10 protein-coding genes and 1 riboswitch are annotated in these 8,735 nt (G+C 71.3%); of the genes, 7 read left to right on the forward strand and 3 right to left on the reverse strand.

Translation table 11 applies throughout. The features are described 5' to 3' along the window. Positions 1-276 (reverse strand): FAD-binding protein (locus ETD96_RS35545; RefSeq protein ID WP_138640859.1); only part of this gene is annotated, 276 nt, incomplete at its 3' end. A 105-nt stretch (positions 277-381) separates the two neighbouring features. Here ETD96_RS35545 and ETD96_RS35550 point away from each other — a divergent pair. Both ETD96_RS35550 and ETD96_RS35555 read left to right on the forward strand, forming a co-directional pair. Beyond that, on the forward strand, positions 382-561 hold the full coding sequence (locus tag ETD96_RS35550) for a ribbon-helix-helix protein, CopG family (RefSeq protein WP_138640860.1): 180 nt from the start codon (positions 382-384) through the stop codon (positions 559-561). A 1-nt stretch (position 562) separates the two neighbouring features. After that, positions 563-904, forward strand: a complete 342-nt coding sequence (locus ETD96_RS35555) for a VOC family protein (RefSeq protein WP_138640861.1) — start codon at positions 563-565, stop codon at positions 902-904. An 88-nt stretch (positions 905-992) separates the two neighbouring features. On the opposite strand, the gene ETD96_RS35560 is transcribed toward ETD96_RS35555, so the two are convergent. Then, entirely contained in the window at positions 993-1,454 is a 462-nt protein-coding gene (locus ETD96_RS35560) for an SSI family serine proteinase inhibitor (protein WP_138640862.1), read from the reverse strand. A 47-nt stretch (positions 1,455-1,501) separates the two neighbouring features. Here ETD96_RS35560 and ETD96_RS35565 point away from each other — a divergent pair, with 47 nt between their 5' ends. The 4 genes from ETD96_RS35565 to ETD96_RS35580 all read left to right on the forward strand — a co-directional run bounded on the left by ETD96_RS35565 (position 1,502) and on the right by ETD96_RS35580 (position 6,376). After that, positions 1,502-1,837 (forward strand): rhodanese-like domain-containing protein, encoded by a 336-nt coding sequence (locus tag ETD96_RS35565; RefSeq protein ID WP_138640863.1) that lies wholly within the window; start codon positions 1,502-1,504, stop codon positions 1,835-1,837. 55 nt (positions 1,838-1,892) lie between these two features. Further along, a riboswitch (TPP riboswitch) is annotated at positions 1,893-2,010 on the forward strand. After that, positions 2,003-3,376, forward strand: a complete 1,374-nt coding sequence (locus ETD96_RS35570) for a purine-cytosine permease family protein (protein ID WP_138640864.1) — start codon at positions 2,003-2,005, stop codon at positions 3,374-3,376. Its footprint overlaps the riboswitch before it by 8 nt. Before the next feature lie 76 nt (positions 3,377-3,452). Then, positions 3,453-5,459 (forward strand): sensor histidine kinase, encoded by a 2,007-nt coding sequence (locus tag ETD96_RS35575; RefSeq protein WP_138640865.1) that lies wholly within the window; start codon positions 3,453-3,455, stop codon positions 5,457-5,459. Positions 5,460-5,854: 395 nt separating this feature from the next. Beyond that, a complete protein-coding gene (locus ETD96_RS35580; protein WP_274704670.1) occupies positions 5,855-6,376 on the forward strand; it encodes an ATP-binding protein in 522 nt (173 codons plus the stop codon). 508 nt (positions 6,377-6,884) lie between these two features. Here the strand turns inward: ETD96_RS35580 and ETD96_RS35585 are convergent. Continuing rightward, on the reverse strand, positions 6,885-8,087 hold the full coding sequence (locus ETD96_RS35585) for an arginine deiminase (RefSeq protein WP_240808468.1): 1,203 nt from the start codon (positions 8,085-8,087) through the stop codon (positions 6,885-6,887). A 34-nt stretch (positions 8,088-8,121) separates the two neighbouring features. Here ETD96_RS35585 and ETD96_RS35590 point away from each other — a divergent pair. After that, the coding region (locus ETD96_RS35590) for an MFS transporter (protein WP_171069386.1) at positions 8,122-8,735 on the forward strand (614 nt) is incomplete at its 3' end.

An 8,735-nucleotide genomic window follows, 5' to 3' on the forward strand; every position in this document is an offset into this window, starting at 1 on the left:
CACCCGCACCCCGTCCAGCCGGCCGGTGCGCAGCAGGATCACGCCCTCCACGTCACCCGAGGCGTCATGGCCGCCGGCCTGGGCGGTCACCGTCAGGCCCGACCGCCGCGCGTAGCGGACCAGCGCCGCCACGTCCTCGGCGTCCGCGGCCTCCACCACGGCCGCCACCGGCTGCTCGACCGTCAGGTTCCAGGCCCTGCGCGCCGCGTCGAAGCCGTCATCGCCCCGCCGCCACACCCGGCCCTTGACCGCTCCTCGCAGGTCGCCCCTCGTCATACCGGCCTCCTTCACCCGGACGCCCGGCCGCCGGCCCCCGGTCGCGGACCGGGACGTCCGTACGCCTTAGCTTGCTAGCAGGCTAGGATGCTAGCATCGCCCGCCATGGGCGACGAGGACGTCAAGCAGTTCAACGTGTACCTGCCGATCGGGCTGATCAGGCAGGTCAAGCACCACGCGATCGAGACGGGCATGTCGTTGTCGGCCCTGGTCGCCGAGGCGCTGCGCCTCTACCTCGACGACGCCGGCGGCCGGGAGCGGCGCTCTTCCGGAAAGGAGTCCTGACATGGCGACCGAAGGGATCGAGGCGGTCTTCCTGGAGACCCGCAACTGGGGGAGGACCGCGGGCTTCTTCCAGGCGCTGGGGTTCGAGCTCGACGTGTCCGCCGGCGACGGCTCCGGCGTGTTCCGCAACGGCGACGGGGCCTACGTCGTCGTCGTGGAGGTCCCCGAGGACCGCGAGCCGGGCGTGCAGATCGCGCTGAGGGTGCCGGACGCGGACCGGTTCGCCGCCGAACCGGGCGTCGAGGTGGTCACCCCGTTCGAGGACACCCACTACGGGACCCGGGAGATGACCGTCCGGGACCCCGACGGGCGCCTGTGGAGCCTGCAGGCCCCCAAGAACTGACCGGTCCGGGAACCCCTGAAGTGGTCAGGCCCCGGCGGTCGGGCCGGGGCCTGGGGTGGGGAACCTAGCCGGAACGGGGATGGCTGGTTCAGCGGACCTTCGGGACGTTGCCGAAGACGGGGGCCACCTCCGTCCACCGGTGGAGCTGGCAGCCGTCGGCACGGGTGAACTTCGTGTCGATCGGCTTGTCCTGCCAGGTGCCCTTGACCGTGGCGATCTCAGGGCCGCCGTAGATCTTGGTGCACATCTGGTCCTTGGGGACGGGCTTGAAGGGTTCCTTGGCCTTGGTCAGGGCCGCGCACGCGTCGGCGGCCTTCGGATGGGTACCGCCTGGAGGATCGCAGGTCAGCGTCCAGGTCTTGGCGGGGGCCTCCGCGGAGGCCCTGACGGTGATGGTGAGCGTGTCCGCCGGGGTGCCGGAGGGCTGCACGGACGTGGTGCCCGAAGGCTCCGCGGCGGGATTTCCGTTGGCCTGTTCGTCACCGCAGGCGGCCAGGGTCAGGAGCATGGCCACGCCGGGCGCGGCGAACAGGAGCGTCCGATACCGCATGCGTGATTCGACGCGGGGCCGGTTCGCGCGGTTCCATGGGGGGTGTGATGAATTTCGGGGAAGACGTACCGGCGGTCGGCGCCGCCGACGTCCCGCAGGACGGCTACCTGCTGGACGTCCGGGAGCAGGACGAGTGGGACGCCGGGCACGCGCCCGAGGCGGTCCACATCCCGATGCGGCAGCTGGGCGACCGGGCCGGGGAGGTCCCGCGCGACCGGGAGGTGTTCGTGATCTGCCGGTCCGGGGTGCGGTCGGCGCAGGTGACGGTGGCGCTCAACCAGGCGGGCTGGCTGGCGAAGAACGTCGACGGCGGGATGCAGAGCTGGGCGGAGGCCGGGCGGCCCATGGAGGGCGCCGGCGGCCGGCCGCCGTTCGTGGCGTGATCCGTACCGTATGCCCCCTTCTGGGGCGCGACGGGCGGTTGTACGATCAGGTCTGACCGATAACCGCGGGAGCTCGGGCCACAAGCCGGGCTGAGAGGGCGGCCAGCAGGGCGCCGCCGACCGCATGAACCTGTCCGGGTAATGCCGGCGTAGGGAGCGTGTCCCGTGACGTCCGACGTCGAACGGCGCCCTCAGGGCGAGCCGCCCGCCAACGAGGCCCCCTTCACCCTCGACGAGCCCGCCCCCAGGGTCCTCGGGTTCTGGGACCAGAGCGCCTTCTGGGCCAACCTCGGCGTCAGCCTCCTGGCCTTCTCCGGCGCCTACACCGTCCTCGCGCCGGACGCCGACGGCAGGCCGACCATCTCCATCATGGCGGGCATCGTCGCGATGGCCGTCGGGACGGCGCTCGGCGGGCTGATGCTCGGCCTCGCCGCCGTCCCCGGCGCCCGCACCGGGCAGCCCGCGATGGTGCTGCTGCGCGGCCTGTTCGGCGCCCGGCTGTCGTACGCGCCGACGGTCCTGAACATCGCGCAGCTCATCGGCTGGGGGACGTTCGAGCTGATCGTCATCGCGGACGCGGCCCGCGAGCTGTGGGACGGCGTGCCGCGCTGGGGCTACGTCGTCGCCGCCGGCGTGATCACGACCGTGCTGACGGTGTGGCCGCTCGGCTCGGTGCGGCTGCTGCGCCGGTACGTCACCGTCGCGGTGGGGATCGCGCTGGTCTACTTCTACGTGGAGCTCGTCCGGCAGCCGCTGCCCGACCTGTCGGAGGGCTCGTGGGGCGGTTTCTGGATCGGCGCGGACGCCGCGCTCGCGGTGTCGATCTCCTGGGTGCCGGTCGCCGCCGACTACACCCGGCACTCGCGGTCGGAGCGGGCGGCGTTCGGCGCGGCGTCCGTCGGCTACTCGGTCACGCAGATCATCGCCTACGTCCTCGGCCTGCTGGCGCTCGCGCTGGTCGCGGGCGACAGCACCAGGATCTTCGACCCGTTCCTCGGCGCCACGCTCGGCGTGGTCTTCTTCGCGATCTTCGTGCTGCGGGAGGCGGACCAGTCGTTCGCCGACACCTACTCCACCGCGGTGTCGATCCAGAACCTGTTCCCGCGCGCCGACCGCCGGGTGCTGAGCGTCGCGCTCGGCGCCGGCATCACCGTCCTCGCGCTCGTCCTGGACATCGGCGACTACGCGGGCTTCCTCACGCTGATCGGGTCGGTGTTCGTGCCGATGCTGGGCGTCCTCGCCGCCGACTTCTTCCTCGGCCGCCGCCGCCGGGCCACGGGCGGCAAGGAGGCCGAGCTGGACGGGTGGGACGTGTCGCGGCGGGCGCCGTCCCGCTGGGGGATGATCGCGGCCTGGGCCGTCGGGTTCGCGGTCTACCAGCTGATCAACCCGGGCACGGTCGAGCACTGGGCGGGCTTCTGGCGGGACGTCCAGGAGGCGGTGCACTTCACGCCGCAGAGCTGGATGAGCGCCTCGCTGCTGTCGTTCCTGGTCGCGGGCGCGGCCGCGCTCCTCATCGGGATGCTTACCAGGCGGTAGCCTTACCAGAAGGTAAGGTTCCCGTGGCAATTTTCGATGCAAGTTACCCGGCGCCGCGCCGGAGTCCGGTGGCACGATGACAGACGTGTACGAGCACGTCCACGATCCGATCGCGCGGGCCGTCATCGAGAGCGCCGCCGACGCGATCGTGGCGGTGGACCAGCGGCACCGGGTCACGGTGTGGAACCCGGCGGCCGAGCGCATGTTCGGCTGGAGCGCCGCGGAGATGATCGGGCGCGTCCCGCCGATCGTCCCGCACGAGCTGAAGGCCGAGCACAACGCCGTCCAGGAGCGGCTGCTCACCCGGCCCGCCGGGCCGGGCGACAGCGGGCAGATCTCGATCGCCACCCGCCGCTTCCACCGCGACGGCCGCCTCATCGACGTGCGCATCGACACGAGCCTGCTGCAGGACCCGGGCGGCACGCTGCTCGGCTGGGTGGGGGTGTACCACCCGGTCGAGGAGGACGAGATCGTCCAGCACCACATGACCGAGCGGGCCCGGCTCGTCCGGCGGCTGAACGACATCGTCGCCGACCTCAACGCCGAACTGGACCTGAACGTCGTCCTCGACCGGATCACCACCGCGCTGATCGAGCTGACCGGCGCCGACGCGGGCGGGTTCGTCCGGATCGAGGGCGAGCGGCTGCGGCTGGTCAGCATGACCGGGCTGCCCGAGCACATGCGCGACCGCACCGCCGAGCTGCGGTCGAGCCTCGTCGGGGAGCTGCTGCGGTCCGGCAAGACCGTCAAGCTCGCGACCGGCGCGCGGCGCCTCGGCGACCTGATCTGGTCCGAGCTGCCCGGCCTGCACACGATCGCGCTCGGCCTGTCCTACCTGCAGAACCGGCCGTACGGCGCGCTCTACGCGCTCTTCTCCGGCAGCAAGGCCGGGCACACCGAGCTGGAGCTGCTGGAGCTGCTCGCCGGGCACGCCGGCGTCGCGGTCGGCAACGCCGTCGCGTACGCGGAGGTCGTCCGGCAGCGGGCGCACGAGCGCGCGGTGATCGACTCCAGCGCGGACGGCATCGCCGTGCTCGACCACGACCTCGTCGTCCGGCAGTGGAACCCGGCCGCGCACGCGCTGACCGGCGTCCCGCCGGAGGAGGCGATCGGCCGCCCGCTGCCGTTCGGCATGCCCGCGCTCGGCGAGATGCTCACGTTCCGGCTGGAGTCGGGGACGTGGCTGAACGTCCTCGCCGCCGAGATCGAGGAGACCGGCGAGCTGGTCGTCGACTTCCGCGACGTGTCCGAGGCGAAGGCCCTCGAAGAGGCCAAGGACCTGTTCCTCGCCACCACCAGCCATGAGCTGCGCACCCCGATCACGGTCGTGCAGGGCTTCGCGTCCACCCTGGTCAACCGGTGGGACGAGCTGGCCGACGCCGACCGCCGCACCGCCGTCGCCACCATCGCCGAGCGCGCCCAGTCCCTCGCCCGGCTCGTCGAGCACCTGCTGCTCGGCTCCCGGGCCGGGGCCGACGAGCTGGCCGTGACGATCGAGCCGTTCGACCTGAGCCGGGTGCTGGAGGGCGTCGTCGCCGGGTTCCGGTCGCTGTCGCCGCTGCACCGCGTCGAGCTGGAGATCGCGCCCGACCTGCCGCCGTGCCGCGGGGACGCGATGGCGACCGACATCGTGCTCGGGCAGCTGCTGGAGAACGCGTTCAAGTACTCGCCGGACGGCGGGACGGTCAGCGTCCGCGCCTACCCGGAGGGCGCCGACATCGTGGTGAAGGTCGTGGACGAGGGGATCGGCATCCCGCCCGGCGACCATGAGCGGATCTTCGAGCGATTCGTCCAGGGGGACGCCGGGGACCGCCGCCGCTTCGGCGGCATCGGGCTCGGGCTGTACATCGTCAAACGGCTGACAGAGGCACAAGGCGGGAGAATCTCAGCTCATCCGGCTGAACGTGAGGGATCTCACACTAATGCGGACAACGTCACCCCAAGTGGTGAAGTGCCAGAAATGGAACGGACCATAAGCCGTCCGCCCGCGCTCCTGCGGACCGCGCCCGGCCGCGGACCCGCAGGTGGCGCGCGTGCGGGCGAGGGAACGTGCATGCGGCTCGTGCTGCGCGGTGCCCGTTGACCCGGTTTGGTCACTCACCGTGACGACACTCCCTGCGGTGCGGCCCGGTGAGACCGTTGTGACCTGGGCGTTCAGCGGTCTCGATGGGTGGCAACCTGGGCTGGTGCGAGAAAGTACGGTGACCGCAGGGTGTGATGGACGAAACGCGTGCGGGAGGAGTAAGTCCGCCGTTGGCTGGATAGATCCTTTGATGGTTGCCGTTGGTGACGAGATTCCGTTCCGGGGGTGATCACCGTGACCGGACGGCCGGTGACTCGTTGTGCAGGTGATGACCTGGATGGTCCGGGTTTCCGGTCTTGGCCATCAGGGCATTTCGGTCGTACCGGAAGAGCGACGACGGGACTCGTCCGAGTAGCGGAACCAGGGGGAGGTGAGGGCGTCTGAGCGTCGTACTGCTGCCACACGCACCGTCCAGCGTCGCGGTCGCCCGAAGGCGCCTCAGCTCGGAGCTGGTCGACTCGGGGGTCTACGAATCCGTCGTGGACGACGCCAGCGTCATCGTCAGCGAACTCATCAGCAACGCCCTCCGCCACGCCCGCCCGCTCCCGTCCGGCCAGGTCCGGGTGTGCTGGCTGCGCCGCGGCGACGTCCTCGAACTCGAGGTCAGCGACGGCGGCGCGATGACCGAACCGCGCCGGGGCCCGGGCACGCTTTCCTCGCTCGGCGGCCGCGGCCTCGGCATCGTGGAGGCCCTGTCCGACGGCTGGGGCGTGCGCCACGAAGAGGGCGCCACCACGGTCTGGGCCGTCCTGCGTGCTCCCAGGTCAACGGAGGACAACGGCCGCTCCGCCCCCGCCGGCATGCACGCCGTAGTGCCCGATCTGTCCGACTTTCCAGACCTGCTGGACGAGCCCGACGAAGATCTGTGCAACAGAAGCAGGAATGGAAGTGCCCCAAGCGGGGCATATCCGGCATAAGAGGGCCCCGCCTGGAAGGAACCCCGCCCGACCTTGTATGGTCCTCCCAAGCTCGGGCGCTGTCGTGCCCCCGTCGACACCGCCCGAGCTGTTTATATTTTTTTGCTCTCGGCGTCAGGCGCTGGGGCGCCTTCCTTCAACGAGCAAAACGGCGATCGCTGCATCGCTCCGGCTCGCCTTGCGGCTCGCTTCGCGATCAGGTTTCTTGCTTCGCTCGAAACCTGCCTTCGGACGCGATCGCAACGTGGCCCTTGTCGCCGGCCGGGCTTACGGACGTCACCCTGCGGGCTGTGCTTGGCCGGGGGTCCCACGGCTGGTGCCGGTGCGTCCCCGGCGGTTGGTGCGTGGTTCTCTCTGATCCGTTGCGTGGATCGTTTATGGGCGGCTGAGTCCGTCCGCGTCAGAGCCGCTCTCAATGGCTGCCGACCGGGATCGGCTGTTGTTCCGGGTGGTGGGCGCCATTCGGTGACCGTTGGTTGCGCCGTTCTTTCGGTGGTGGTCGTGCGGGTCAGATGTCGTCGCGGAGGACGGGGCAGGACATGCAGCGGGGGCCGCCTCGGCCGGTGCCCAGTTCGCTGCCGCTGATGCGGATCACTTCGATGCCCGACGCCTCCAGCTGGGCGTTCGTCTCGATGTTGCGCTCGTAGGCGACGCAGAGGCGGGGGGCCACGGCGAGGGTGTTGTTGCCGTCGTCCCACTGCTCGCGTTCGGCGGTGACCGGGTCCAGGCCGGTGTCGATCACCTTGAGGCGGTCGAGCTTCATCGCCTCGGCGGCGGCCTCCAGGAAGGGGCGCGGTTCCGAGACGCGCAGGTCGCCACTGGCGACGGTGACCGTGTGGGCCGTCAGCGAGTGCGCCACCGGCGGGTACATGACGACGGTGTCGACGTCGACCATCGTGCAGACGGTGTCGAGGTGCATGGTGGCGCGCTCCTGGGCGATCGGGACCGCCAGGACGGTGTGCGCCAGGTTCGCGGCGAAGACCTGGCGGGCCAGGCGCTCGACGCCGGCGGGGGTCGTCCGCTCGCCGGTGCCGACCGCGATCACGCCCGGGGACAGCAGGAGGACGTCCCCGCCCTCGACGTGTTCGAGGGACGGCGCGTACACCGGCTCCACGTCGGCGAAGCGCGGGTGGTGGGCGTAGACGAGGCCGGTCAGGGCCGACTCGCGGCGCCGGGCCTCCATGGCGAGGCTCGTCACCGCCACGCGGTCGCCGATCCAGGTGCTGTTGTCGCGGGTGAACAGCAGGCCGGGCAGGGGGTCGATGATAAAGTCGAGCCGGTCCATGAGCCGGTAGACCAGGCCGTGCCCGGACTTCAGCTCCTCGTGGGCGAGGCCGCCGATGAGCGTCTGGGTGAGGTTCTCCGGGTCGAGGTCGCGGAGGTACTCCTCGACGATGCGGCGGAGCTGGTCGCCGAGGCGCAGGTCGACGACGGCGTCGGCGATCGCCTGGTCGCGGGCCGGCTCGTACTCCAGCGCGTCCTGGAGCAGCTCGGTCAGGTAGAGGACCTCGACGCCGCGGGAGCGGAGGGCCTCGGCGAACGCGTCGTGCTCCTCCTGGGCGCGACCCGCCCACGGGATCGCGTCGAACAGCAGCTTGTCGCTGTTGCGCGGGGTGAGCCGTTTCAGTTCCGCGCCGGGGCGGTGCAGCAGGACGGTCCGCAGCCGTCCGACCTCACTGGTGACCCGGTGCTCTGTCTTCGCTGCCGTCACTCTTCGAAGTCTAAGCATGTGCCAGCATTCGAGCGTGTTCGGACGGACCGCGGCGCTGCCGCTCCACCTCACCTCGGCGACGCTGCTGCGGGTGTCGGCGGAGGGCGTCGCGACGGCGCTGGTGCTGACGGTCGAGGCGCGGACGGGTGACGCGGCCACCGCCGGGTACCTGCAGACCGCGATGACGCTGCCGTACGTGCTGAGCGGGCCGATCATCGGCAGCGCGCTCGACCGGGTGATGCGTCCCCGGTCGGTCGCGGTGGTTCTCGCGGCCTGCTATGCCGTGGCCACCGGGCTGCTGCTGGCCACGGCGGGCAGCTCGCCGCTCGTGCTGGCGCTCGCGATCGCCGCGGTGATCGGGTGCACCGAGCCGATCGTGGTCGCGCTGACCAGCCTGTTGCCGAGGTTCGTCCCGGAGGGGCGACTTTCGCGTGCTTATGGGTTGGAGGCGTCGAGCTACAACCTCGCGGGCATCGCGGGGCCCGGTCTCGCGGCGGCGCTCGCCTCGCTGGCGGGCGGTCAGTATGCGGGCACCGCCGTGGTCGCCGTGGGTGTCCTGGGGCTGCTGACCCTGCCGCTTCTTCCCTTTCCGCGGCCGGACGCCGCGCCGCCCGCGGAGAGGCGGGGTGGTCTCTCAGTGATCACGGG

Source organism: Actinomadura geliboluensis (assembly GCF_005889745.1).
Taxonomy (GTDB): Bacteria; Actinomycetota; Actinomycetes; order Streptosporangiales; family Streptosporangiaceae; genus Spirillospora; species Spirillospora geliboluensis.

What these genes read in the sequence shown, in the direction of transcription:
- ETD96_RS35550 (WP_138640860.1), top strand. Translation starts at nt 382, where the DNA reads ATGGGCGACGAGGACGTCAAGCAGTTCAACGTGTACCTGCCGATCGGG.
- ETD96_RS35555 (WP_138640861.1), top strand. Translation starts at nt 563, where the DNA reads ATGGCGACCGAAGGGATCGAGGCGGTCTTCCTGGAGACCCGCAACTGG.
- ETD96_RS35560 (WP_138640862.1), bottom strand. Translation starts at nt 1,454, where the DNA reads ATGCGGTATCGGACGCTCCTGTTCGCCGCGCCCGGCGTGGCCATGCTC.
- ETD96_RS35565 (WP_138640863.1), top strand. Translation starts at nt 1,502, where the DNA reads ATGAATTTCGGGGAAGACGTACCGGCGGTCGGCGCCGCCGACGTCCCG.
- ETD96_RS35575 (WP_138640865.1), top strand. Translation starts at nt 3,453, where the DNA reads ATGACAGACGTGTACGAGCACGTCCACGATCCGATCGCGCGGGCCGTC.